This is a genomic window from Streptomyces sp. NPDC006552 (genome assembly GCF_040611655.1).
GTDB lineage: Bacteria > Actinomycetota > Actinomycetes > Streptomycetales > Streptomycetaceae > Streptomyces.
In genome coordinates, this window is the sequence record NZ_JBEXOS010000030.1 from 60,644 (window position 1) to 82,180 (window position 21,537).

At 74.6% G+C, this 21,537-nt stretch carries 19 protein-coding genes, 1 pseudogene and 1 riboswitch; of the genes and pseudogenes, 7 read left to right on the top strand and 13 right to left on the bottom strand.

Annotated elements, in window-relative coordinates; translation table 11 throughout:
* Positions 1 to 20: 20 nt before the first annotated feature.
* Both ectA and ABZY33_RS18955 read right to left on the bottom strand, forming a co-directional pair.
* Complete coding sequence (gene ectA / locus ABZY33_RS18950; protein ID WP_356492740.1) at positions 21 to 533, bottom strand: diaminobutyrate acetyltransferase; 513 nt, start codon at positions 531 to 533, stop codon at positions 21 to 23.
* Between the two features lie 383 nt (positions 534 to 916).
* Positions 917 to 2,023: an aminotransferase class V-fold PLP-dependent enzyme gene (locus tag ABZY33_RS18955; protein WP_356492766.1), complete on the bottom strand. Its 1,107-nt coding sequence runs from the start codon at positions 2,021 to 2,023 to the stop codon at positions 917 to 919.
* A 77-nt stretch (positions 2,024 to 2,100) separates the two neighbouring features.
* Here ABZY33_RS18955 and ABZY33_RS18960 point away from each other — a divergent pair, with 77 nt between their 5' ends.
* Positions 2,101 to 3,204 carry an amidohydrolase family protein gene (locus ABZY33_RS18960; RefSeq protein ID WP_356492741.1) on the top strand — a complete coding sequence of 368 codons (1,104 nt, stop codon included), beginning with the start codon at positions 2,101 to 2,103 and terminating at the stop codon, positions 3,202 to 3,204.
* Positions 3,205 to 3,586: 382 nt separating this feature from the next.
* Positions 3,587 to 4,519 carry an SCO1860 family LAETG-anchored protein gene (locus tag ABZY33_RS18965; RefSeq protein WP_356492742.1) on the top strand — a complete coding sequence of 311 codons (933 nt, stop codon included), beginning with the start codon at positions 3,587 to 3,589 and terminating at the stop codon, positions 4,517 to 4,519.
* A gap of 270 nt (positions 4,520 to 4,789) precedes the next feature.
* Here the strand turns inward: ABZY33_RS18965 and cobC are convergent, their stop codons facing one another.
* The 3 genes and pseudogenes from cobC to ABZY33_RS18980 form a co-directional block, all read right to left on the bottom strand.
* Positions 4,790 to 5,875: an Rv2231c family pyridoxal phosphate-dependent protein CobC gene (gene cobC / locus ABZY33_RS18970; protein WP_356492767.1), complete on the bottom strand. Its 1,086-nt coding sequence runs from the start codon at positions 5,873 to 5,875 to the stop codon at positions 4,790 to 4,792.
* 81 nt (positions 5,876 to 5,956) lie between these two features.
* A pseudogene (locus ABZY33_RS18975) lies at positions 5,957 to 6,220 on the bottom strand (CbiX/SirB N-terminal domain-containing protein); the annotation flags it as partial.
* Positions 6,221 to 6,307: 87 nt separating this feature from the next.
* Complete coding sequence (locus tag ABZY33_RS18980) at positions 6,308 to 6,688, bottom strand: cobalamin biosynthesis protein (protein WP_356492743.1); 381 nt, start codon at positions 6,686 to 6,688, stop codon at positions 6,308 to 6,310.
* A 57-nt stretch (positions 6,689 to 6,745) separates the two neighbouring features.
* Between ABZY33_RS18980 and ABZY33_RS18985 the strand changes: the two genes are divergently transcribed.
* Positions 6,746 to 7,477 (top strand): ZIP family metal transporter, encoded by a 732-nt coding sequence (locus tag ABZY33_RS18985; RefSeq protein ID WP_356492744.1) that lies wholly within the window; start codon positions 6,746 to 6,748, stop codon positions 7,475 to 7,477.
* 2 nt (positions 7,478 to 7,479) lie between these two features.
* On the opposite strand, the gene ABZY33_RS18990 is transcribed toward ABZY33_RS18985, so the two are convergent.
* The 8 genes from ABZY33_RS18990 to ABZY33_RS19025 all read right to left on the bottom strand — a co-directional run bounded on the left by ABZY33_RS18990 (position 7,480) and on the right by ABZY33_RS19025 (position 17,008).
* Positions 7,480 to 8,874 carry a cobyrinate a,c-diamide synthase gene (locus ABZY33_RS18990; RefSeq protein WP_356492745.1) on the bottom strand — a complete coding sequence of 465 codons (1,395 nt, stop codon included), beginning with the start codon at positions 8,872 to 8,874 and terminating at the stop codon, positions 7,480 to 7,482.
* 7 nt (positions 8,875 to 8,881) lie between these two features.
* The gene (cobO, locus tag ABZY33_RS18995) at positions 8,882 to 9,490 is read right to left on the bottom strand and encodes a cob(I)yrinic acid a,c-diamide adenosyltransferase (protein ID WP_356492746.1); all 609 of its coding nucleotides are present in this window, start codon (positions 9,488 to 9,490) and stop codon (positions 8,882 to 8,884) included.
* Complete coding sequence (locus ABZY33_RS19000) at positions 9,490 to 11,562, bottom strand: putative cobaltochelatase (protein WP_356492747.1); 2,073 nt, start codon at positions 11,560 to 11,562, stop codon at positions 9,490 to 9,492. The genes cobO and ABZY33_RS19000 overlap by 1 nt, the downstream gene beginning before the upstream one ends.
* Before the next feature lie 127 nt (positions 11,563 to 11,689).
* Complete coding sequence (locus ABZY33_RS19005) at positions 11,690 to 13,201, bottom strand: cobyric acid synthase (RefSeq protein ID WP_356492768.1); 1,512 nt, start codon at positions 13,199 to 13,201, stop codon at positions 11,690 to 11,692.
* Positions 13,198 to 14,154, bottom strand: coding sequence for a cobalamin biosynthesis protein (locus tag ABZY33_RS19010; protein WP_356492769.1), 957 nt, complete (start codon positions 14,152 to 14,154; stop codon positions 13,198 to 13,200). The genes ABZY33_RS19005 and ABZY33_RS19010 overlap by 4 nt, the downstream gene beginning before the upstream one ends.
* Before the next feature lie 36 nt (positions 14,155 to 14,190).
* Positions 14,191 to 14,325, bottom strand: a riboswitch (cobalamin riboswitch).
* A gap of 125 nt (positions 14,326 to 14,450) precedes the next feature.
* Complete coding sequence (locus ABZY33_RS19015) at positions 14,451 to 14,672, bottom strand: hypothetical protein (RefSeq protein ID WP_356492748.1); 222 nt, start codon at positions 14,670 to 14,672, stop codon at positions 14,451 to 14,453.
* Between the two features lie 15 nt (positions 14,673 to 14,687).
* Positions 14,688 to 15,965 carry an inorganic phosphate transporter gene (locus ABZY33_RS19020; protein WP_356492749.1) on the bottom strand — a complete coding sequence of 426 codons (1,278 nt, stop codon included), beginning with the start codon at positions 15,963 to 15,965 and terminating at the stop codon, positions 14,688 to 14,690.
* Positions 15,966 to 16,264: 299 nt separating this feature from the next.
* Positions 16,265 to 17,008, bottom strand: a complete 744-nt coding sequence (locus ABZY33_RS19025) for a lysozyme (RefSeq protein WP_356492750.1) — start codon at positions 17,006 to 17,008, stop codon at positions 16,265 to 16,267.
* Positions 17,009 to 17,152: 144 nt separating this feature from the next.
* On the opposite strand from ABZY33_RS19025, the gene ABZY33_RS19030 reads away from it, so the two are divergent.
* From ABZY33_RS19030 to ABZY33_RS19045, 4 genes are all read left to right on the top strand, one after another.
* Positions 17,153 to 17,806 carry a class II aldolase/adducin family protein gene (locus ABZY33_RS19030; protein ID WP_356492751.1) on the top strand — a complete coding sequence of 218 codons (654 nt, stop codon included), beginning with the start codon at positions 17,153 to 17,155 and terminating at the stop codon, positions 17,804 to 17,806.
* A 117-nt stretch (positions 17,807 to 17,923) separates the two neighbouring features.
* Positions 17,924 to 19,051 (top strand): alpha/beta hydrolase, encoded by a 1,128-nt coding sequence (locus ABZY33_RS19035; RefSeq protein WP_356492752.1) that lies wholly within the window; start codon positions 17,924 to 17,926, stop codon positions 19,049 to 19,051.
* A 145-nt stretch (positions 19,052 to 19,196) separates the two neighbouring features.
* The gene (locus tag ABZY33_RS19040; protein ID WP_356492753.1) at positions 19,197 to 20,585 is read left to right on the top strand and encodes a hypothetical protein; all 1,389 of its coding nucleotides are present in this window, start codon (positions 19,197 to 19,199) and stop codon (positions 20,583 to 20,585) included.
* Between the two features lie 104 nt (positions 20,586 to 20,689).
* Positions 20,690 to 21,499, top strand: coding sequence for a hypothetical protein (locus tag ABZY33_RS19045; RefSeq protein WP_356492754.1), 810 nt, complete (start codon positions 20,690 to 20,692; stop codon positions 21,497 to 21,499).
* Positions 21,500 to 21,537: the final 38 nt, after the last annotated feature.

Here is a 21,537-nt window from a genome sequence, read left to right on the forward strand (position 1 = left end):
GGCTTGGGGGCGCGGTTCGGCTAGGCGGCCGGCGCGAGCGGTCCGATGCGGTACAGCTCCTCGGGCAGGTGTCCGTCGTCCGGGAAGAGCCCGGCGTCGAACAGCACCCGGCGCTCCACCCCGGCCCCGTGCCTGCGGGCGAAGGAGTGGAACAGCGCCTGGGACGCCGCGTTGTCCGGCGTGATGGTGGTCTCGACAGTGGTGACCTGCCGCTCGGCGGCGACCCTGGCGGCCAGTGCGTCCAGGAGTTCTCCGGCCAGACCGTGCCCGCGGTGGGCGTCGTCCACGGCGATCTGCCACACGACCAGGGTGTCCGGACGGTCCGGCCGGAGGTATCCGGTCACGAACCCGGCGACCTCGCCGGCCTCGTCGCGGGCCACCACCGAGGTGGCGGCGAAGTCGCGGCACCACAGCAGATAGCTGTACGAGGAGTTGAGATCGAGCACCTTGGAGTCGCGTGCGATACGCCAGATCGCGGCCCCGTCGGCCACGCTCGGCTGGTCGAGCTGGAATTGCGCTTGTGCGGCGGTCATGCGAATTGAATTTACCGAGCAATTTCTGGGATTGCATCTGGGAGAGGGGTTACGTGCTGGGCCGATCTGTGTTATCGCGCGCGGGTGAGCCCGCGCAGGAATCCTCGGCGTAATAGGGTGATTTGCTACGAACATAACGGGCAAAACGCTACCGGTGTGGAGTGTGTCACACAGGGTGAACCGGCCAGGTGGGCGTCGGGATCACGCCGTTTCCCGTTGTTGAAATCTTAGTGTTTAGGGATCGGGGAATCGGGCAGAAGCAGTACGGGAAGCCGCTTCCGATATTTACCTGAAGAATGCCTGGAAGAAGAATAAGAAAAAGCGCCGCCCGAAAGGGCGGCGCCGTTGTGCGAAGGCGTAATCGCTTATGCCTGGGCCCTCGCTTATGCCCAGGCCGCGGCGACGGCCTTTCGCGCGCCTTCCAGGTCCACCGGGCACCCGGCCTCCGCGAGCGCCCCGCCCAGCGCGGCCAGCGAGGACTGCACGACACCGCGGGTGGCCTGCGGGCCGTAGTGGTTGACCCGGATCATCTCCGCGGCCAGCGCCCCGCCGCCCGCGACCAGCGGCAGCACCGGGTCGACAGCGAGCGCCCGGGCCACCAGGTCCCGGGCGTCGGTCCCGGCCGGCGCCCGCAGGGTCGTGGCGACCGGGGCGGCGTCGGCCGCCGCGTGGACGTACGGTCCGAGGCCGCCGCCCAGGGCGAGCGCCCCGGCCCGGGTCGCCGCCGCCGCGCTCGCGTGCCGGGCCATCAGCGCGTCCAGGCCCTCGCTCTCGATCCGCTCCACGCACGCCTCCAGGGCCAGCATCTCCAGCTGCGCCGGCGCGTGCAGCAGCGCCGTGCGGCCCCCGTCGATCCAGCGCTGCTTCCAGTCGAGCAGCGACAGGTACGAGTGGCGCGGCGCCTGCGCGTTGGCGGCCATCCGCTCCCAGGCCCGCGCGCTCACCGACACGGCCGAGACGCCGGCCGGGCCGCCCATCGCCTTCTGCGCGCCGATCACGCACAGGTCGACGCCCCACGCGTCCGGCAGCACCGGCTCGGCGGCGATCGACGCCACCGCGTCGAGGTAGAACAGGGCGCCGTGCTCCCGCACCACCTCGCCGATCGCGGCGACCGGGTTGGTGTTGCCGGTGGCGGCCTCCGCGTGCACCAGCGAGACGAAGTCGATCTCCGGGTGCTCGGCGAACGCCGCCCGCACCTGCTCCGCGGTGACCGCCGTGTGGAAGGGGACCGCCAGGTCGTGGACGGTGGCCCCGCAGTCGCGCAGCCAGTCGCCGAAGGTCTGCCCGTACGGGCCGGTGATCACGTTCAGGGCGACGGTGCCCGGCCCGGCCGTCGCGCGGATCGCCCCCTCCAGCGGCAGCAGCGCCTCCCCCTGCATGATCACCACGTCCTGCGCGGCGGAGGTGTTCAGCAGACGGGCCACGCGGTCCTCGATGGCGGCGAAGTGCTCCGCGCTCAGGGGGGCCAGATCGAGAAACGGATGCGTCACGGTGGTGCTCTCTTCGCTCACGGGTTCGGACGGGATGCCGCTGTCGAGCGTACCCACCCCCCTCATAGGCTTGGCGCATGAGTGAGCTGAGCCGAGCGGGGACCCTGCACGTGACGGGCCGGGTCCTGGCCGGACCCGACGACGTGCGCGACGAACTGTGGGTGGTGGGCGGCCGGATCACCTACGACCGCCCGCGCACCCCCGGCCGGGACGTGACGACGGTCCACGGCTGGACCCTTCCCGGCCTCGTCGACGCGCACTGCCACGTCGGCCTCGACGCCCACGGCCCGGTCCCCGCCGAGACCGCCGAGAAGCAGGCCCTGACCGACCGCGACCACGGGACACTCCTCCTGCGCGACGCGGGCTCGCCCTCCGACACCCGCTGGATCGACGACCGCGAGGACCTGCCGAAGATCATCCGCGCGGGCCGGCACATCGCCCGCACCCGCCGCTACATCCGCAACTACGCCCACGAGATCGAGCCGGAGGACCTCGTCGCGTACGTCGCCCAGGAGGCCCGGCGCGGCGACGGCTGGGTCAAGCTCGTCGGCGACTGGATCGACCGCGGCACCGGCGACCTCGGCGCCTGCTGGCCGCGGAGCGCCGTCGAGGCGGCGATCACCGAGGCCCACCGGCTCGGCGCCCGCGTCACGGCCCACTGCTTCGCCGAGGAGTCGCTGCGCGACCTCGTCGAGGCGGGCATCGACTGCATCGAGCACGCCACCGGCCTGACCGACGACCTGGTCCCGCTCTTCGCGCGGCGGGGCGTCGCGATCGTGCCGACCCTGGTCAACATCGCCACGTTCCCGCAGCTCGCCAAGGGCGGCGAGGAGAAGTTCCCGCGCTGGTCGGCGCATATGCGCAGGCTCCACGAGCGCCGCTACGACACCGTGCGCGGCGCCTACGACGCCGGCATCCCGGTCTACGTCGGCACGGACGCGGGCGGCTCGCTCGCCCACGGCCTTGTCGCCGGCGAGGTCGCCGAACTCGTGAAGGCCGGCATCCCTCCGGTCGAGGCGGTCTCGGCCACCGCGTGGGGCGCCCGCGCCTGGCTCGGCCGCCCCGGCCTGGAGGAGGGCGCTCCGGCGGACCTCGTCGTCTACGAGACGGACCCGCGCGCGGACGTACGGGTACTGGCCGCGCCCCGCCGGATCGTGCTGCGCGGACGCATGGTCGGCTAGGGCCGACCCCGGCTCGGCCGAACGTGGTTGACGGAGCGTTACCCGGTCGGCCGGCCGCTCGTTGCACACAACTCGCCCGCGCCCGCTCTTCCACCGGCGTATGAGCCCCTCGCGCCGGTCCGCGTGCCATCAGGGTGACGTGAGGGAACATCCGAGCCTCAGGATTCGAAGACATGCGCGGAAACCTCCCTTTGGGGTGAACTCACGGCAGGTTGCCGCCTGTTCACTCTCAGTGCGTAAAGATTCCCTCATCGATGACCGGCCGACGCCGTCACCGGTGCCGTGCGATGTCCCCATCCGCGCCACCCCGACGGACCGTGCGCCGCTCACTCGCCTGTCCCGTTCCTGTCCTCATCCGCTGTCTCCTGGGGGTCCCACCAGCATGCCCAGCTCCACTGTTGTCACCACCGTCCTGCGCACGCCCGCCCGCCGCCTCGTCGCGACGGCCGCCGCGACCGTGCTCGCCACCGGGCCGGCCGTGCTCGCGACCGCGGGCCCCGCCGCCGCGACGGGCGACCACGGCGGCCGGGCCGGCGCGGTCGTGCTCCGCACGGGCCTGGACGTCTCGCTGCTCAACAAGACCGTGAACGTCCCGCTGAGGGTCGCGCTGAACGAGGTGCAGGCCCCCGCAAGCGCCGACAGGACCGCGCTCACCGTGAAGCTGGACGGCGTCGACGGCGGGCAGCCGTTCAGCGTGCTGCGCGCGGACGTGGCCAAGGCGAGGGCGACCGTCGACGCGCACAAGGCGGAGGGCTTCACGCGGCTCGTCCACGCCAAGGTCCATGTCCCGGGGCTGCCGCTGCTCTCCCTGATCGAGGTCGACCAGGTCACCGCGCGGGCCCTGTGCGCGGCGGGCGAGAAGCCGGTCGCCGAATCGAATCTGCTGGGCTCCGTCACGGTCCTCGGCAAGCGGGTGACGCTGACCGCGGGCGGCACCACCGCGGTCAAGGTGCCGGGCGTCGGCGAAGTCTCCCTCGGCCTCTCCGACCGGTCCACGACCTCCACGACCGCGGCGGCCTCCGCGCTCCGGCTCAAGGTCTCCGTCAACCCGCTGAAGCTGAACGTGGCCGAGGTCGAGGGCGAGGTCACGCTGGCCGAAGCCACCTGCCAGACCCCCCGGCCGCCCGCGTCCCCGAGCCCGACCCCGGCCGCGTCCAACCCCCCGAAGGACCACACCACCCCGCAGGGCGACAAGGCGGACCTGGCGGAGACGGGCGGCAGCTCGATGACTCCCTACATCGCGGGCGGCGCGGCAGCGCTCCTGCTCGCAGGTGCCGCCACGGTAACCCTGACCCGCCGCCGCACCCGCGCGTAACTCACGGAGCGAGACGGGGCGCCGCCCCAAGAGGGCGCGGCGCCCCACCAGGGGCGCGAGGAACGGCGTGCCCAGCCTCCACGCACCCGCACACGACGAGGCACGGGCAGCCCCACCAGGGGCGCGGGGAACGGCGCGAGCAACCCCAACGCACCCGCACACGACGAGGCACGGGCAGCCCCGTAAGGGGCGCGGGGAACGGCGCGAGCAACCCCAACTCACCCGCACCCGCCGAACAAGGCCCACCCCCACTACGGAAGGCGCCGACCCTCACCCCCGCAGCACATCCCGCAAGGCCCGAACAAACCCCGCACTGACCCCCCGCCCGCGCACAGCGACCCGCACCCAGTCCACCCCCAACCCCGGAAACGTATCCCCCCGCCGCACAGCGAACCCCGCGACCCGCAACCGCTCCCGCACAACCCCGGCACCGGGAACCCGCACCAACAGGAACGGCCCCTCCGCCGGCTCGGCCACCCGCACCCCGAACCCCGCCAACTCCCGCAGCAGCCCCACGAGATACTCCCGGTCCGCCGCAACCACCCGCGCCGCCCCGGCCGCCTCCGCGACCCCCCGGGCCGACACACACGCCTGCGCGGCGACGAGCGCGGGCGACGACACCGGCCACAGCGGCTGCGCACGTTCCAGCGCACCGATCACCTCCGGCTCGGCCAGCACGTACCCGATGCGCAACCCGGCCAGCCCCCATGTCTTGGTCAGGCTCCGCAGCACCACGAGCCCGGGCACATCCGTCCGCCCGGCCAGGGACTCCCGTTCACCCGGGACGGCGTCCATGAACGCCTCGTCGACCACGAGCACCCGCCCCGGCCGGGCGAGCCGGGCCACTTCCGCCGCCGGATGCAGGACGGACGTCGGGTTCGTCGGATTGCCGATCACCACCAGATCCGCGTCCGCCGGTACGAGCGCGGGGTCGAGCCGGAACCCGTCCGCCTCCCGCAGCAGCACCCGCCCCACCGCGTGCCCGGCATCCGCCAGCGCCGCCTCCGGCTCCGTGAACTGCGGATGCACCACCACGGGCCGTCGCACCCGCAGCGCCCGCGCCAGCAGGACGAACGCCTCGGCCGCCCCGGAGGTCAGCAGCACCCGCGCCGCCGGCACCCCGTGCCGCGCCGCCACGGCCACCCGCGCGGCCCGCCCGTCCGGATACGCCGCGAGCCCCGCCAACGAGCCCGCGACGCGGTCCCGTAGCCACACGGGCGGCGTCCCGGTGCGGACGTTCACCGCGAGGTCCGTCAACTTCTCTGCGTCGTCCCGCACTTCGGCGTCGCCGTGATGGCGCAGATCGGGCCCGTCCGCCGGGGCCGCGGACCGGCCGGGAGCGGCCGCGCGCCGCACCTCCACGTCCCGGTGCGCGGCGGCCCACGCCCCGGCCCGCTCCCAGGCCAGGTCGGAGTCGAGATCCTCGTACGGCAGGACGACGACCCGCCGGGCCCCGAGGGCCGCACACCGGTCGAGCCCCGCCCACACATCCGGCGCCGCGCCCGACACGAAGGCCGGTTCCACCCCGGCGAGCCCGCTGCCCTCCCACAACAGCCGCGCCGCCGCGACCAGTTCGGCATTGACCAGGGGATCCGCCGACCCCCGGCCCACGAGCAGGACCAGCGTGCGCGCCCGGTCGTCCGCAGCGGAGGTGATCCGCTGCTCCAAGGCGGCGAGCAGAGCCGGGGGAGGGGTGTGCACGGGACGGACTCCTCACAGACACGGACACAGAATCGAAAAACAGCAAGCCAACACAGCAAGCCAACACAGCAAGCAGACCACCCGGCCCTACCCGCCCCGGGCCACCGCACAGGTCACCCCCCGCCCCCTCCCCGCCTCACCCCCGGAAACCCGCTTGGCGACGACCAGCCGACCCCCGCCCGCCAGCGCCGCCGCCTCGGCCACGGACGGCGTCCCCGCGGCTCGGCGTACCCGCTCGGAGGGGTGCGGCACCGGCACGGCGGCGAGCACCCCGGCGGGGTACGCCACCAGCGGCACCCCGAGCGCCTCCGCCGCCGCGAGGAGCCCCGGCTCCCGCCCCTTCGTGTCGACCGTGGCGAGCGCCACCACGTCCGCGGGGGCGGCCCCCGCCTCGGCCAGGACGGCCCGGACCAGGCCGAGCACCTCCGCGGACGTCACACCGGCCCGCGCCCCGACCCCGACGATCACGGCATCCCCGCGGTGTCGGATGTGCGCCGCGGGGGTCGGATGGGTTAGGGAGGGCCCATGGCGGTGTTCGTGGCGCTCGGCGCCTTTGTGATGACCCTGGTCGGCGGCTGGACCGCGAGGAGGGTCACCGACCGGCGCCATCTGGTGCTCGGTCTCGCGGGCGGCCTGATGCTCGGTGTGGTCGGCCTCGACCTGCTCCCCGAGGCCCTGGACGCGGCGGGCGGCCCGGTCTTCGGGGTGCCGGCGGCGCTGCTGCTCTTCGTCGCGGGGTTCCTCGCCGCGCACGTCCTGGAGCACCTCCTCGCCCAGCGCCAGGCCGCCCACGGCGCCGCCGAGCACGCGCACGGGCGGGCCCCCGAGGTCGGCCTGACCGCTGCCGGGGCGATGGTCGGGCACAGCATGATGGACGGCATCGCGATCGGCGCCGCGTTCCAGGTGGGCGGCGGGATGGGCGTGGCCGTGGCGCTCGCGGTGATCGCCCACGACTTCGCCGACGGCTTCAACACGTACACGATCACGCGCCTGTACGGGAACGCCCGCCGCAAGGCGACGCTGATGCTGCTCGCCGACGCCGCGGCCCCGGTGGTGGGCGCCGCCTCGACGCTCCTGTTCACCATTCCGGAGCAACTGCTCGGCGGCTATCTCGGCTTCTTCGGTGGCGTGCTGCTCTACCTGGCCGCCGCCGAGATCCTGCCCGAGGCCCACCACGAGCACCCCGCCCGTTCCACGCTGTTGTGCACGGTCGCCGGCGCGGCGTTCATCTGGCTGGTGGTGGGCCTCGCCGGCTGAGGTCACGGCGCGCCGCACCGGTCCACGAGGCGCCGGGCGATCTCCGGCCGGGCCGCCCAGTGCGTGTGCAGATAACTGGCGTGCACGCCCTGCTGCACGAACCCCTCGACGCGCGGCGCCGGCAGCCGCATGCCCCACGCGGGGGCGGGCCCGGCGCCCGGCTCCATCGCCGTGCGGTGGAACTCGTGGCCGCGCAGCCGCGCCCCGGCCGGGGCGAGCACGCTGTCGGAGACGGCGACGGCGTCCCGGTAGCCCAGGGTCAGCCGCGGGGACATCCGCGCGTGCGCGTCCAGCACCCCGCACATCTCCTGGCCGTCGAGGGAGCGCGAGAGGTACAGCAGGCCCGCGCACTCGGCGACCACCGGGGCGCCCGCGCGGGCCAGCTCCGCGACGGCCTTGCGGAGCCGTTCGTTGGCGGACAGCTCGGGGGCGTAGACCTCCGGGAAGCCGCCGCCGATGACGATCGCGGCGGTGCCCTCCGGGAGGTGTTCGTCGTGGAGGGGGTCGAAGGTTGCGACCTGGGCGCCGGCCGCGGCGAGCAGTTCGGTGTGCTCCGCGTAGGAGAAGGTGAAGGCCGCGCCTCCTGCCACTGCCACGACCGGGTTCTTCGGCGGGTGCGGCGCCGTCGTCGTGGTGGCGCTCGCAGTTCCCCGCGTCCCTGGGCGGCTCGGACTCCACGCCTCCGTCGCCAGTGGCGGGGCCGTTCTCGCCAGCGCCAGCAGACCCTCCAGGTCACAGCCCTCGCGGACCATGTGTGCCGCTGCCCGTACCGAGTCCACCGCCGCGGAGCTGCGCTCGGCCACCGGGACGAGCCCCAGGTGCCGTGCGGGCGTGGCCACGTCCGGCGTCCGGCGCAGCGCCCCGTACACCGGCACGCCGACCTCCTCCAGGGCCTCTCGCAGCAGCATCTCGTGCCGCTCCGAGCCGACCTTGTTGAGGATGACGCCCGCGAGCCGCACCCCGGGGTCGAAGGAGGCGAAGCCGTGCACCAGCGCCGCCACCGACCGGGACTGCGACGACGCGTCGACGACGAGGACGACGGGCGCCTTGAGGAGCTTGGCGACATGGGCCGTCGACGCCAGCTCGCCCTGCCCGGAGACCCCGTCGAACAACCCCATCACGCCCTCGACGACGGCGAGTTCGCAGCCCTGGGCACCGTGCGCGAAGAGCGGGCCGACGAGGTCGGGCCCGCACATGTACGCGTCCAGGTTCCGGCCGGGGCGGCCGGTCGCCAGCGAGTGGTAGCCCGGGTCGATGTAGTCGGGCCCGACCTTGTGCGGCGACACGGCGAGGCCGCGCTCGGCGAACGCGGCCATCAGCCCCGTCGCCACCGTCGTCTTGCCCGACCCGGACGCCGGTGCGGCGACGACGAGCCGGGGCACGTCCGTACTCAGCACGCGACCCTCACCATTCGATGCCCCGCTGGCCCTTCTGGCCCGTGTCCATGGGGTGCTTGACCTTCGACATATCGGTCACGAGGTCCGCGAACCCGACGAGCTTGTCCGGGGCGTTGCGCCCGGTGATGACGACGTGCTGGGTGCCCGGCCGGTCCCGCAGCACCTCCACCACCTCGTCCACGTCGATCCAGCCCCAGTGCAGCGGATAGGCGAACTCGTCGAGCACGTACAGCTTGTACGTCTCGGCGGCCAGGTCCCGCTTCACCTGCTCCCAGCCCTCGCGGGCCTTCTCCTCGTTGTCCGTGTTGTCGCCGTGCAGGCCCCGCTGCACCCACGACCAGCCCTCGCCCATCTTGTGCCAGGCGACGGTGCCGCCCTCGCCGGAGGCGCCGAGCACCTTGAGCGCGTTCTCCTCGCCGACCTTCCACTTCGCCGACTTGACGAACTGGAACACCCCGATCGGCCACCCCTGGTTCCAGGCGCGCAGCGCGAGCCCGAACGCGGCCGTCGACTTGCCCTTGCCGACGCCCGTGTGCACGAACACCAGCGGGCGGTTGCGGCGCTGACGTGTCGTCAGTCCGTCGTCCGGTACGACACTCGGCTGTCCCTGCGGCATCAGGCGGCCCTCCTGCGGGTCTGGTTCGTTCCCTGTACGTCCTTGACGAGTCCGGCGATGGCGTCGGCCCGCAGTTCCTCCAGCGTGACGGCGGAACCGCCGAGCTGCCCGGCCAGCTGACCGGCGAGCCCGAGCCGCACCAGACCCGTCTCGCAGTCGACGACCACGCTGGCCGTGCCCGCGGCGGCGTGCAGCCCGGCCGCGCGCCCGGCGAGCTTCACCGGCTCCGGGCCGCCCGTGGCGCGCCCGTCGGTCACCACGACCATCAGCGGCCGCCGCGCCGGGTCCCGCAGCCGCTCCACGCGCAGCACCTCGTGCGCGGTGAGCAGCCCCGCGGCCAGCGGCGTCCGGCCACCGGTCGGCAGCCTCTCCAGGCGCGCCGCGGCCGTGTCGACGCTCGACGTCGGCGGCAGCGCCACCTCGGCGCCCGTCCCGCGGAACGTCACGAGCCCCACCTTGTCGCGCCGCTGATAGGCGTCGAGCAGCAGCGAGAGCACGGCGCCCTTCACGGCGCCCATCCGCTGCCGGGCAGCCATCGACCCGGAGGCGTCCACGACGAAGAGGACGAGGTTGCCCTCGCGGCCCTCCCGCGTCGCCTGGCGCAGATCGTCGCGGCGCACCACGAGCCCCGCGCCGGACCGGCCGCGCGCCCGCTGGTGCGGCGCCGCCGCCTGCACGGTCGCGGCCAGGTGCAGCTTGGTCAGGGCGCCCCGGGGGCGGACGGCACCCGTCGTGCGGCCGTGTTCGGTCCGCGCCCGGGAGCGCCGCCCGGCGGCCCCGTCGCCGAGCCCCGGGACGCTCAGCATCTTCGTACGGAACGGCTCACCGGCCGAGACGGCCCGCTGTTCGCGGCCGCCGCCCGCAGGCGCCCCCGCCGGCTCCTCGGGAGCGTCCGGCGACGCGTCTCCCGGCTCGGGCTCCTCCCGCTCCGGGCCCTGCTGCTCGGGGCCCTCCCGCTCCGGTCCGCCCTGCGGCGGCACCCCACCGCCGCCACCGTCCGGGCCCCCGTCCTCAGGGCCGCCCTCGGGTCCGTCGGGCTCGGGGTCGTCGTCCGGCTCGTCCGGGCCGAACTCGTCCAGGGTCTCGTCGAGCTTGTCCTCGTCCAGGCCCGGCGCGTCGAAGGGGTTGCGGCGCCGCCGGTGCGGCAGCGCGAGCAGCGCCGCCCGGCGCACGTCCTGCGCGAGCACCTCGGTCCGGCCCGCCCACGCCGCCAGCGCCGTCGCGGTCCGCGCCATGACGATGTCGGCCCGCATCCCGTCCACCTCGAAGGCGGCGCAGGTCGCGGCGATCCGCAGCAACGCCCCGTCGCCCAGGCGGACTCGGGGCAGCAGCGCGCGGGCGGCGGCGATCCGCTCCCGCACCCCGGCCTCCTCCCCGGCCCAGCCCGCGGCGAACCCCTCCGGGTCGTCGTCGTACGCAAGGCGCCGCCGCACGACCTGCACGCGCTGCTCCGGCTCGCGCGACGCGGCGACCTCCACGGTCAGCCCGAACCGGTCGAGCAACTGCGGTCGCAGCTCGCCCTCTTCCGGGTTCATCGTCCCGACGAGCAGGAAGCGCGCGGCGTGCCGTACGGAGACGCCCTCGCGCTCCACGTACGAGGCGCCCATGGCGGCCGCGTCGAGCAACAGGTCGACCAGGTGGTCGTGGAGCAGGTTGACCTCGTCGACGTAGAGGATGCCGCGGTGCGCGTCCGCCAGGAGCCCCGGCTCGAAGGCCTTCACGCCCTCGGCGAGGGCCCGCTCGATGTCGAGCGCCCCGACGAGCCGGTCCTCGGACGCGCCGACCGGCAACTCGACCATGCGGGCGGCCCGGTGGGTGCCCGGGCCCGCCTCGTGCGGCCCGTCCGGGCACTGCGGGTCGGGCGCGCCGGGCGCACACGAGAACCGGCAGCCGGGGACGACGTCCACCTCGGGCAGCAGCGCCGAAAGGGCGCGGACCGCCGTGGACTTGGCGGTGCCCTTCTCGCCGCGCACGAGCACACCGCCGACGGCGGGCGAGACGGCGTTCAGCAGCAGGGCGAGCCGCAGGTCGTCCTGGCCGACCAGGGCCGTGAACGGATACGGGGTGCTCATCAGCCGTGGACCTCCGGTGAGTTGAAGCGCCCCGGAAGGGGCGCGGGGAACGGCGCGCGCGACCATGGCGCACCCGCACGTACGAACGGGGCCAGGAAGGCGCGGGGGCGCAGCCTCCGGGGAGCTGTCACGACGGCGCCCCCGGCGGAACGAACGGCAGCCCCCGCGGGGCCCCGCCCTCGATCAACCGCCACAGCGCGTCCGTGTCGGCGTGCCGCTCGATCAGGTCCCCGAGCCGGTCGAGCTGCTCCTCACGCAGCGCCGCGAACGACGTGTCCGGCGCCGGGACGAACCGCCGCCCCGCGGCCTCGGCGACCAGCCGCAGGAACGCCCGGCGGAACCCGTCGGACTCCAGCGACCCGTGCCAGTGCGTCCCCCACACGGACCCCACCCGGCACCCGTCGAGGAACGGCTCACCGCCGAGGACCTCGGCGACCCCGTGGTGGATCTCGTACCCCTCGACGGCCGCACCGAGCGCCTCGCCCACCGGCCGGGCCAGCGTCTTCTCCCGCGCGAACCGGACGCGCACGGGCAGCAGTCCGAGCCCGTCGACGACCCCGGCCCGCGACTCCACCTCGTCCTCGATGCGCTCCCCGAGCAGCTGGAAGCCGCCGCAGACGCCGAGCACCGGCCGCCCCTCGGCGGCCCGCCGCGCCAGCGCCCCGGCGATCCCGCGCTCGCGCAGCCACTCCAGCGCCCGCACCGTCCCGCGGGTCCCCGGCACCACCACGAGGTCGGCGTCGGCCAGTTCCTCGGCGCGGTCCACGAACCGGACCACGACGCCCGGCTCGGCGGCGAGCGCGTCGACATCCGTGAAATTCGACATCAGCGGCACCGCGCACACGGCGACCCGGAGCACGTCCTCGCCGACCGGCGGCGCCACCACGGACTCGCGCACCGCGCCCCGCAGGGAGACCCGCAGCCCGTCCTCCTCGTCGATGCCGAGCCCGTGCTGGAACGGCAGCACACCGTACGTGGGCCTGCCGGTGAGGGACTCCAGCATGGCGAGCCCGGGTTCGAGCAGCGTCACATCACCCCGGAACTTGTTCACCAGGTACCCGGCCAGCAACTCCTGGTCCTCCGGCGCCAGCAGCGCCGTCGTCCCGAAGAACGAGGCGAAGACGCCCCCGCGGTCGATGTCGCCGACCACCAGGACCGGCAGCCGCGCGGCCCGCGCGATGCCCATGTTCACGATGTCGGTGCGGCGCAGATTGATCTCGGCGGGCGAGCCCGCCCCCTCACAGATCACCGCGTCATGACTGCCCCGCAGCTCCTCCAGGCACTCCACCACGGTGTCGAGCAGCGCGCCCTGGCGCTGTCCGTGGTAGCCCCGCGCGCTCATCTCACCGACGGGCCTGCCCATGAGCACGACCTGGCTGCTGCGGTCGCTGCCCGGCTTGAGCAGCACCGGGTTCATCAGCGCGGTCGGCTCGACCCGGGCGGCCTGCGCCTGCATGGCCTGCGCCCGCCCGATCTCGGCGCCCTCCCGCGTCACGAACGAGTTCAGGGACATGTTCTGCCCCTTGAACGGCGCGACCTTCACCCCCTGGCGGACCAGCCACCGGCAGATGCCGGCCGTGACCACGCTCTTGCCCGCGTCGGAGGTCGTCCCCGCGACGAGGAGCCCCCCGCCCTTCACCGGCGCGCCCACAGCAACCGCCCGCCCACACAGACTCCCCACGCCAACGCGGTGATCCGCCGCGACAACCGCGCGGCCCGTTCGACATCCCCGACCCGCACCGCACGCCCGGCGGCGTTCAGGACGGGCCGGTGCTCCACCCGGCCCGCGTAGGCCAGCGTCCCGCCGAGCCGCACCCCGAGCGCCCCCGCGAACGAGGCCTCGACGGCCCCCGCGTTCGGGCTCGGGTGGCGTCCGGCGTCCGCGCGCCAGGCCCGCGCGGCGGCGCGCGGCCGCCCGCCCGCCAGCACGGCGAGCGCCGCCGTCAGCCGGGCTCCCGGCCACCCGGCCACGTCGTCGAGCCGGGCCGAGGCCCAGCCGAACCGGCGGTAGCGGGGCGACTTGTGCCCGACCATCGCGTCCAGCGTGTTCACGGCGCGGAAGGCGAGCAGTCCGGGGACGCCGCCCACCGCGCCCCACACCAGCGCGCCGACGACCGCGTCCGAGGTGTTCTCGGCGACGGACTCGACGACACCGCGGGCGATCCCGTCGGCGTCAAGACCCTGCGGATCGCGGCCGCACAGCCGCGGCAGCAGCTCCCGGGCCAGCTCCACGTCCCCGGCCTCCAGGGCACGGCCGACGCCTCGCGCCTCCCGGCCCAGCGAGGTCCCGCCGACCACGGCCCAGGTGGCGGCGGCGGTCAGCGCGACGGCGGCGGCGGGGGAGCGGCGTACGGTACGGGCCGCGGCGGCGCCCAGCGCGGCGGCGCCGCCCGCGCAGAACACGGCGTGCGCGGCGCCCCAGCCCCGGTGGTCGCGCCACAGCAGGCGCTCGACGTGTCCGGCGGCCCGGCCGAACCCGGCCACGGGGTGCCCGCGGCGCGGATCGCCGAACAGCAGGTCGGCAAGGAGTCCGGTGGCGGCGCCGTACGCGAAGACGCGCTCGGCCCGCGCCGCGCCGCGCAGGGCGAACATGGCGTAGTTGTCCTCACTCAGGGTGTCCACGCCCTGGTTCGACGAGACCGGCAGCGAGAGTTCCTGGCTCGCCCTTCCTTCAGGAGGGCTCACAGTGGCGGGACCGCGCCGGATTCGCACCGGCTTCCTCGGACTGCTGCCGTAGATGGCCCGCGAAGTCCACCACGGTCCGCGAAGGTGCGTCAACTCGCCGTTGACCTGGGAGAGCGGAGTGTGGGCAGGTACACAGAAGGGCGGCGGGGCGGGACGCCGTGCGCCCTGCCCCGCCGCCCCTCGTACCGGCGAGCGGGCCGCCGTCAGGCGACGATCAGGAAGATCCCGTACGCCACGGCCGCCGCGCACAGCGCGAAGCAGAGGTACGCCCCCGAGGTGGCGGCCGTCGCCGAACCGCCGCGCTGCGCCGCGGACTCCCGCTTGGAGAGGCCGACGACGCCGAGGGTGAACAGGCCCACCAGGGCCACGGTGGCCACGAGACTGACCCCGAAGACGGAGGCGAGAGCCGACCAGTCGATCTTCATAGCTGTCCTGCTTCCTTACAGCGTGGCGCCGGCGGGGCGCGCGGGGTCGGCCAGGGGCTGCGGCGGGGCGGGGATCGTGGCCTTCACCTCGACCGAGGGCCCGGACTCCGCGGCGGCGGCGACGGGCGGCGGGCTGACCGCGGCGATCGCGGTGGTCACCACGTCGGCCGGCTCCGCCACGGCGCCGGCCGCGTCCGCGGTGACGTTCGTGTGGTCGACGGAGTCGCGCCGGGAGAGCTTCCAGATGGTCCCGGCGCCGCCGATCAGCAGGAGCGCGGTGAGGCCGATGCCCCACGAGCCCTGCTTGGTGAGGAACTCGGCGCCCGCGCCGACCAGGCCCGCGGCCGGCAGGGTCAGGCCCCACGCGACGAACATCCGGGTGGCGGTCGACCAGCGGACCACACCGCCCTTGCGGCCGATGCCCGCGCCCATCACGGCGCCCGAGCAGACCTGGGTGGTGGAGAGGGAGAAGCCGATGTGCGACGAGGCGAGGATCGCGGTCGCGGCGCTCGTCTGCGCGGTGAAGCCCTGCTGCGGGGCGAGGTCGGTGAGGCCCTTGCCCATGGTGCGGATGATCCGCCAGCCGCCCAGGTACGTGCCGAGCGCGATGGCCAGGCCGGCCGAGACGATGACCCACAGCGGCGGGTTGGCGCCGGGGGAGAGGACGCCGCCGGTGATCAGGGCGAGGGTGATGATGCCCATCGTCTTCTGCGCGTCGTTCGTGCCGTGCGCGAGGGAGACGAGGCCGGCGGAGGCGATCTGCCCGGCGCGGTAGCCCTTGGCGGTGGCCTTCTGGTCGGTCCTGCCGCTGATGCGGTAGGTGAGCCGGGTGGCCAGCATCGCGGCGACACCGGCCACGATCGGCGCGGCGACCGCGGGCAGCAGCACCTTGGTGACGACGGTGCCGCCGTTCACCGAGGACCAGCCCATCGACATGACGGCGGCGCCGATGAGCCCGCCGAACAGGGCGTGGGAGGAGCTGGACGGCAGCCCGACCAGCCAGGTCAGCAGATTCCAGAGGATGGCGCCGACGAGCGCGGCGAAGATGACCTCGGTCCTGAGGCCGTCCTCGTCGATGATCCCGCCGGAGATGGTCTTGGCCACCTCCACGGAGAGGAAGGCCCCGACCAGGTTCAGCACGGCGGACATGGCCACCGCCGTCTTCGGCTTGAGGGCGCCGGTCGAGATGGTGGTGGCCATCGCGTTGGCGGTGTCGTGAAAACCGTTGGTGAAGTCGAAGACCAGTGCGGTGACGATCACGATCGCGAGCAGGAGTGTGGCATCAAGTGCCATATCCGGTATCCGTTTCAGGTTGCGGACGGCGTCGCTGACCACGGCTGATTGCCGAAGCCTTGGTGAACGTAGGGCGACTGTATGAACGGAAGGTGAACTGGTGGGGGATCTCAGGCGACTCCGGCGGAGAGTGATGGTGCGGGCCCGGGAATCCCGGGTTCCAGGGCCCCGCCGGTGTGGTTCTTGTCACCGCCGCAGAGGGGCGGACTTCTCCGGACATCCGGGCATACGACGACACGGCCCCGCGGCGCCCCCGGTGTCGGGGGGCCACAGGGCCGTGGGGGTGGCGCGGCGGGGAACTAACCCCGGGCGAACTTCCGCAGCTGGCTCAGGCTGCCGTTGAAGCGGTTCTGGTCGCCCGGGAGGCCGCCGCCGTTGTCGTACTGCCAGAACGTCCAGTAGGACCACCCGGCGGGCAGCGCGCCCGGACTGGAGCTGTAGCGGGCGATCCACAGGGCGTGGTTGGCGGCGAACGCGCGGCTGTTGCCGGTGCACGTCCTCCACCAGAGGCTGTTCGTGTAGATCACCGGACGCCGTCCGGTCCTGCGCCGGACCTCGTCGCTGAAGGATCTGATCCACGCGACCGTCTTGGTCTTGCTGAGGCCGTAGCACTTCTTCTTGCTGTACGGGTTGTACTCGATGTCGAGCGCGGGCGGCAGGGTCCACCCGTCGCTCGTCCAGCCGCCGCCGTTGCGCACGAAGTAGGAGGCCTGCGCCTTGCCGGAGGACTTGTCGGGCAGGGCGAAGTGGTACGCGCCCCGGATGATGCCGACCTGGCGGGCGCCGTTGTACTGCTGCGTGAAGTAGGGGTTCTTGTAGGTCGTCGCCTCGGTGGCCTTCACATAGACGAACCGGGCCCCCTTGCTCCGCGCCTTCTTCCAGTTCACGTTCTTCTGATGTGACGAGACGTCATGCCCCTTCGGCTTGGCCGCGGCGGCCGCGGGAAGCTCCGCGAGGACCGTGCCGCCGAACGTCAGAACGGCCAGTGAGACCGCCGCGGCGATACGGGTGCGACGGTGGGACGGTGTGTGGTCACGAGCCATATTTCCCCCCGGATGGCGACGTGCACGGCGAATCTCCCGGAAGCTCCGTGAAGATCCGGCCATGCCTGTCTGGCCAAGCCAACGGTGTGGATGGGCGATATGTGCCCCTTTGCTCCGCTTACTTTGCCTGACAAGATGCCCGGTATGACGGAACTGGAGCAGGCGTGGCAAGAATTGGTGGCGACGGCGCGCAGAACCGTCAGCGACGGACTCGTCGTCGGCACGTCGGGCAACGTCTCGGTACGGGTCGGGGAGACGGTCCTCGTCACCCCGAGCGGCCTCCCCTACGACCGGCTCGGCCCCGCCGACCTGGTCGCCGTCGGGCTCGACGGCGACCGGCGCGCCGGCACGCTCACGCCCACCAGCGAACTCCCCATGCACCTCGCGGTCTACCGGCACACCGACGCCCGCGCCGTCGTGCACACCCACGCGGTGCACGCCACCGCCGTCTCCACGCTCGTCACCGAACTGCCGGCCGTCCACTACATGACGGCGGCGCTGGGCGGCCCGGTGCGGGTCGCCCCCTATGCGACGTACGGCACGCAGGAGCTGGCAAGCAACATGCTCGCCGCCCTGGCCGGCCGCACCGGGTGCCTCCTGCGCAACCACGGGACCGTCACCTACGGACCCACGCTCGACGCCGCCTACGACCGGACCGCGCAGCTGGAGTGGATGTGCCGCCTGTGGCTCACCGCCCACTCGGTGCCCGGCCGCACCCCCTCGCTGCTCACCGAGGAACAGCTGAACGAGGTGACGGAGCGGCTGCGGGGGTACGGGCAGCCGCCGGTCCAGGAGTAGAGGCGCACCCGGGCCGTGCCGAGCGGAACCCGGCCCCGTCCGGCACAGAACCGGCATCTGTCACTCTCACCGGTCGTCCCACTGGCCCGGGCGGGGCCGTGCGCCGACACTGGACGGGTGCGTACCGCCAAAGCGACGGCAGCTGCCGTCACCGCCGTGCTCGGAGCCTCCGCCGCCGCGATCGCCGCCGGCCGCCTGGCCAGCGACGCCGCGCTCAAGGCGCCCGCGGGGCGCCCCCTGCCCACCGAGCCCCGGCTCACCGTCCACTCCACCGCCGCCGGCCACATCACCCTCACCCGCGACCTCGCCTCCCTGCGCCCGGGCACGTACGGACTGGCCGGCGAGGGGCGGCACGCGGTCGTCGGACCGGTGCTCGCATCCGTGCCCCACGCCGCCGACACGGTCGTGCGGCGGCTGGAGAGCGTCACCTACGGCAGCGTCGACCCCGGTACGAGGGCCTGGCTCACCCCGCAGGTGCACACCGGGGACCCCGCGTCCGCGCTCGGCCTCGACCACGCCGACGTCGTGGTACCGGGTGAACTCGGCGGGCTGCCCGCCTGGTTCGTGCCCCAGTTGCGCGACACCTGGGTCATCACCGTCCACGGCCTCGGCACCACCCGCGAACACCCCCTCAACATCATGGGGTTCCTGCACCACCACGGGTTCCCGGTGCTCGACCTCGCCTACCGCGGCGACCCCGGCGCGCCCCGCTCCCCGGACGGCCTGCACCACCTCGGCGCGGCGGAGTGGCGCGACCTGGACGCCGCGATCCGCTACGCCGTGCGGCAGGGCGCCCGCAATGTCATCGTGCACGGATGGTCGACCGGCGCCGCCATGGCCCTGCACGCCGCCGCGCACTCGGCGCTGCGGGACCGGATCCGGGGCCTGGTCCTCGACTCCCCGGTACTCAGCTGGGAGGCGACGCTGCGCGCCCTGGCCGGGGCCCGGCGCACCCCGGCCGCGCTGCTCCCGCTGGCGGTCCGGGCCGCGCAGGGCCGCACCGGGCTGAGCCGCCCGCGGTACGCCGAGACGCTCGACCCGGCCACCCTGCGGGTGCCCACCCTCATCGTGCACGGACCCGATGACGAGGTCGCCCCCTGGGCCCTCTCCCGCCGCCTCGCCGACCGCCGCCCGGACCTGGTCTCCGTCCACCAGGTCGACGACGCCCCGCACAACGCGATGTGGAACGCGGACCCGGCGGCGTACGAGGAGACCCTGCGGCGCTTCCTGACCCCGCTGATGTGAGCCGGCGCACCCCGGAGCCCGGGCGCCCCGCCGCTCGCGGGGCGCTCCGGTCCCGCGCGCCCCGGGCGCCCCGCGAACCGCGGGCCGAACCCCGAACAGGCACTCCCGTTTGGGAATTCGCGGGGTGACCCTGGACACTGCTCCAGTGACGTCCCGTACCCCGCGCGACTCCAGGCTCCGACTCGTCAGCCCGCGCCGCCAGCCGCTGGCCGCTGCCGCCCCCCGCGCAGCGGCCCGGCGGCCCGCGCCGCGCCCTCCGGAGGGCACCCCGCCACCCGCGGAACTGGCCCGTGCCGCCCGGCAGGGCCTGGCCGCCGCCGTCCGCGTGGCGCGCTGGGCCGACACCACACTGAACCCGGGCAACGGCACGGGCGCGCGCGACGGCAAGGGCACCCTCTCGGACGCCACCGCGCGCCGCGCCGCCGCCGACCTCGGCCTCACCGTGGGCCAGATCTGCGCCGACTGGGACACCGCCCGGCTCGCCGGCCTCGTCGAGGTGCACGGCGACATCGCCCGGCCCGGCTGGCGGCTGCGCGTCTGGGACCGCGACGACACCGCCGTGCTGCGCGGCTGGGTCGCCCTCTTCGACGCCTGGTCCCTGGTCCACCCCGCGCCGGACGCCCTGGAGCCCGCCGCGGTGGCCGAAGTCGTCGAAGCCGTACCGCAGTTGCTCTCCTTCTGCCAGCTGATGGCGGGCCCGGTGCCGGTCGCCCAGCTCCTGGACCTGCTCGACCAGCGCGTCGGCGAACTGCGCGCCGAGCGCTGCGAGATCCCCTACGGGCCGCAGCCCGAGCCGGTGCCGGCGCAGGACACCCCGCTCCCGCCGCTGCTCGACTGGGCCCTCGCCGGCCTCGCCGCCGTCGGCGCGCTGACCTACGCCGACGAGCACGCCACCCTGACCCCGCTGGGCAGTTGGGCGGTCTGGGTCAAGCTGGAGCAGATCTGCGTCGCCGCCCAGTCCCCGGCCGGGAACATCGAGGTGGCTGCCGAGTCCATGCTGCGCGGCTGCGCGCGGCTGCGCCCGAACGCGGCCCGCGCCGAGTACCGGGCCTGGCTCGCCGCCCGCGACGTCGGCACCGCTGTCACCGAGCTGCTCGACGCCGCCCGCGGCGAGGACGCCCTGCTGCGCGGCCTCGCCTTCGAGGCGCTGCGCGTCGTCGGGGCACCCGCCGAGCCCGAGGTGCGCCGCGCCACCGACGACCCCCACCTGCGCGCCTACGCCCTGCTCTGGCTGGCCGAGTACGAGGGCGCCGACCCCGAGGACGTGCACACCGTGCTGACCCGCGAGGAGGCGACCTGGCTGTGGGTGGACACCGCCGCGGCCGTCGCCGATCACGGTGAAGCGCCGCTGCTCGTAAGGCACTTGGAGTCCGCCGTGCAGCCGACCGTGCCCGCGCTGATCGAAGAGGTCCGCGCCGTCGGCCACCCGCGCACCGTCCAGGTTCTGGTCGCCCTGGCCGCCGCGCACCCCGACCCGGCGCTCGCGAAGGCCGTGCGCCGCGCGGCGTTCCAGGTCCACACGGGCGGCGCCTGACCGCATCCCGCGCCCCGGCCGTGTCACCCCGCCTCCCACCCCTCACCGCCGTTACACTCTGCGCCTGATTGCTGACGGACGGTGCGAGTGGCGGGGGCGATGGCATGGCGGTCGTACCGCTCGACGCGGCGCGGGAGACAGGCCCGGACCGGCGGACCGCGCAGCCCCCGCCGCCACCTGACGAACGCGCCTCCCGTCGTCCCCGCGGACGCCTCCTCCTCGCGCTCGGCGCCGCCCTGGCCGCCGGCCCGCTGCTCCTCGCCGCCCACCAGGCGCGGCCCGCCCCCTACGGCGACCACCTCACCCGCACCGCGCACGCGGACGCCGGCCCCGGCGCGGCCGGCGTCCGGCTGCGCACGAGCGGCGCCGCGGTCGAGGCGTACGACACCGCCGTGCGCTGGCGGTACACGCGCGACGGACGCCGCCCGCTCGCCGTCCTGGCCGCCTCCGGGCACGCCCTCGCGCTGTGGAGCGACGGGGTGATCACCGACACCGACGGCGCCCGGGGGCGCGCGGTGCGCTGGCACCGGGCGGTCCCGGACACCGCGGCCTGGCTGCGTACGCCGGGCGCGCGCGGCGGCGCCGGAGTGCTGCAACCGCTGGACGCGGGGGCACGGATGCTCGCCGTGGTCACCCCCGGGCGCATCGCCGCCTACCGCACCGCCGACGGCGACCTGCGCTGGGTGCTGCCCGCGCGCGCGGGCTGCGTCTTCGCGCCGGCCACCTACGTGCGGCGCGCCGGCGCCCTGCTGATCGCCCAGCCCTGCGCGGACCCCGCCGTGGCCTGGAGCGAGCGGATGGTCGCTGTCGACGGGCTCGGCCGGATCGTCCCGCGCCGCGAGCCCCTCGGCAACGAGCTGCCCGGCGAGGGGCGCACCCGAGCCCTGGGAAATACGTTTGCGTCTCACCGTTAAACTGGCTCGTATGACGTTTTCTCTCTGGGTGGTCTAGC

Excerpts from the sequence above, each read along its gene's own strand:
- ectA (WP_356492740.1), bottom strand. The coding sequence starts at position 533 with ATGACCGCCGCACAAGCGCAATTCCAGCTCGACCAGCCGAGCGTGGCC.
- ABZY33_RS18960 (WP_356492741.1), top strand. The coding sequence starts at position 2,101 with ATGAGTGAGCTGAGCCGAGCGGGGACCCTGCACGTGACGGGCCGGGTC.
- ABZY33_RS18965 (WP_356492742.1), top strand. The coding sequence starts at position 3,587 with ATGCCCAGCTCCACTGTTGTCACCACCGTCCTGCGCACGCCCGCCCGC.
- ABZY33_RS18985 (WP_356492744.1), top strand. The coding sequence starts at position 6,746 with ATGGCGGTGTTCGTGGCGCTCGGCGCCTTTGTGATGACCCTGGTCGGC.
- cobO (WP_356492746.1), bottom strand. The coding sequence starts at position 9,490 with ATGCCGCAGGGACAGCCGAGTGTCGTACCGGACGACGGACTGACGACA.
- ABZY33_RS19000 (WP_356492747.1), bottom strand. The coding sequence starts at position 11,562 with ATGAGCACCCCGTATCCGTTCACGGCCCTGGTCGGCCAGGACGACCTG.
- ABZY33_RS19010 (WP_356492769.1), bottom strand. The coding sequence starts at position 14,154 with ATGTTCGCCCTGCGCGGCGCGGCGCGGGCCGAGCGCGTCTTCGCGTAC.
- ABZY33_RS19015 (WP_356492748.1), bottom strand. The coding sequence starts at position 14,672 with ATGAAGATCGACTGGTCGGCTCTCGCCTCCGTCTTCGGGGTCAGTCTC.
- ABZY33_RS19020 (WP_356492749.1), bottom strand. The coding sequence starts at position 15,965 with ATGGCACTTGATGCCACACTCCTGCTCGCGATCGTGATCGTCACCGCA.
- ABZY33_RS19025 (WP_356492750.1), bottom strand. The coding sequence starts at position 17,008 with ATGGCTCGTGACCACACACCGTCCCACCGTCGCACCCGTATCGCCGCG.
- ABZY33_RS19030 (WP_356492751.1), top strand. The coding sequence starts at position 17,153 with ATGACGGAACTGGAGCAGGCGTGGCAAGAATTGGTGGCGACGGCGCGC.
- ABZY33_RS19045 (WP_356492754.1), top strand. The coding sequence starts at position 20,690 with ATGGCGGTCGTACCGCTCGACGCGGCGCGGGAGACAGGCCCGGACCGG.